This is a genomic window from Mycobacterium sp., from assembly GCF_049683355.1.
In the GTDB taxonomy this organism is placed as follows: domain Bacteria; phylum Actinomycetota; class Actinomycetes; order Mycobacteriales; family Mycobacteriaceae; genus Mycobacterium.
On sequence record NZ_JBAUJB010000300.1, the window covers coordinates 1 to 2114 of the forward strand.

General features: G+C 67.7%; 1 protein-coding gene, 1 tRNA gene and 1 pseudogene. All 3 read left to right on the forward strand.

Annotated features, from left to right (window positions below):
• Positions 1-1155 (forward strand): UPF0182 family protein (locus WA944_RS17405; RefSeq protein WP_526647184.1); only part of this gene is annotated, 1155 nt, incomplete at its 5' end.
• 116 nt (positions 1156-1271) lie between these two features.
• A pseudogene (locus tag WA944_RS17410) lies at positions 1272-1891 on the forward strand (hypothetical protein).
• 148 nt (positions 1892-2039) lie between these two features.
• Positions 2040-2113: transfer RNA gene (locus tag WA944_RS17415), tRNA-Met, on the forward strand.
• The last annotated feature ends 1 nt before the right edge of the window (position 2114 follow it).

The window sequence follows — 2114 nt, forward strand, 5'->3', positions numbered from 1 at the left end:
TCGGCGACCACCGACTCCACCGAGGTGGCGCTGAACCGGCTGCAGTTGGACAAGCAGGTGTCCTACATCCGTAACTCGGTCAAGGCCACCGTCGACGCCTATGACGGCACCGTGACGCTGTATCAGCAGGATGAGCAGGACCCGGTGCTGCAGGCGTGGATGAAGGTGTTCCCGGACACCGTCCAGCCCAAGAGCGCGATCACCCCCGAGTTGCAGGAACACCTGCGCTACCCGGAGGACCTGTTCAAGGTGCAGCGCGCGCTGCTGGCCAAGTACCACGTCGACGACCCGGTGACGTTCTTCTCGACGTCGGACTTCTGGGACGTGCCGCTGGATCCGAACCCGACGGCCAGCAGCTACCAGCCGCCGTACTACATCGTCGCCAAAGACCTTGCGCTGCAAGACCGCACGTCGTCGTTCCAGCTGACCAGCGCGATGAACCGGTTCCAGCGGGACTTCCTGGCGGCCTACATCAGCGCCAGCTCGGATCCGGACACGTATGGCCGGATCACGGTGCTGACTATCCCGGGCCAGGTCAACGGCCCCAAGCTGGCGTTCAACGCGATCAGCACCGACACCGCGGTCAGCCAGGACCTCGGCGTGATTGGCCGGGACAATCAGAACCGGATCCGCTGGGGCAATCTGTTGACGCTGCCGATCGCCGAGGGCGGATTGCTCTACGTGGCGCCGGTTTACGCCTCGCCTGGCAACACCGACGCGGCGTCGTCGTACCCACGGCTGATCCGTGTCGCGATGATGTACAACGACAAGATCGGCTACGGGCCGACGGTGCGGGACGCGTTGACCGACCTGTTCGGACCGGGTGCTGACGCCACCGCCACCGGGCCGGAACCCACCGGCACCACCGGCGGAGAGCAACCCGAGGCCCAACCACAGGCCGACCAGCAGGCTTCTGTGACGCCGCCGGCGAGCCGGCCGGGGGAGAACCCGCAGGCGCAGCCCGAAAGGCCGGCTCCCGCGGCGGTTCCGTCCGGGCCGACCCAGTTGTCCGGCGCGAAAGCCGCTGCGCTGGAGAACGTCAACCAGGCCCTCGACGCCATCCAGGAGGCGCAGCGCAATGGTGACTTCGCCGACTACGGCGAGGCACTGCAACGCCTCGACGACGCGGTGAACGAGTACCAGTCCACCGAGTAGTCACCGCACGCTCTGGTCTGACCCCTGCGGGCCATTGCCCTGGCCTGTGTCGGGAGGACGATGGAGGGGTCCGGCGGCGCCGCTGGGACGCTGCCGCGGACCACGGAGGCAGACCCATGTACGCACGCAGTTCCGCGATTCACGCACGGTCCTCGGAGATCGACGCCGGAATCGCCTACATCCACGACACGGTGTGGCCGGCGCTGTCCGGTCTCGACGGTTACGTCGGGTTGTCCCTACTCGTGGACCGTCTGACCGGTCGGTGCATCGCGACCACTGCCTGGCAGTCTGAGGAGGCGATGCACGCCAGCGGCCCGGCGACCAGCGACCTGCGCGGCCGGGCAGCCGAGATTCTCGGCGGCAGCCCCACCGTCGACGAGTGGGAGATCGCTGCACTGCACCGGCACCACCACTCGGCGCCGGGCGCATGTGTCCGGGTGACGTGGGCCCGGGTCGACTCCCAGATGGCCGATCGCGCGATCGACGGTTACCGGATGGCCACCATTCCCGCGCTGGAGGAGCTGGACGGATTCTGCAGCGCGAGCCTGCTCGTGGATCGTGACTCCGGCTTCGGTGTCGCGTCGGTGACCTTCGAAGGCCCGAGGCGATGAGGCGCAGCCGGATCGCGACCGACGCGCTCAAACTCGCCACCACCCGCGACACCGGCGCCGAGGTGCTCGACGAATGCGAGTTCGACCTGGTGCTGGCACATCTGCGGGTCCCCGAGATGGCCTGACCCGTGGGCGATTTCTCCGCGAGCAAGCGTGTCTGCCCGTCGGCGCGCCGTAAATCGTGTGCAACAGCGCGCGTTCGCGGCCCGCGAGGGCGTCTGAACAGGCGATTTGGAGGCAGCGCCGCGGCATGGGTAACCTTGCGTTCACCATCGCGGGGTGGAGCAGCTCGGTAGCTCGCTGGGCTCATAACCCAGAGGTCGCAGGTTCGAATCCTGTCCCCGCTAC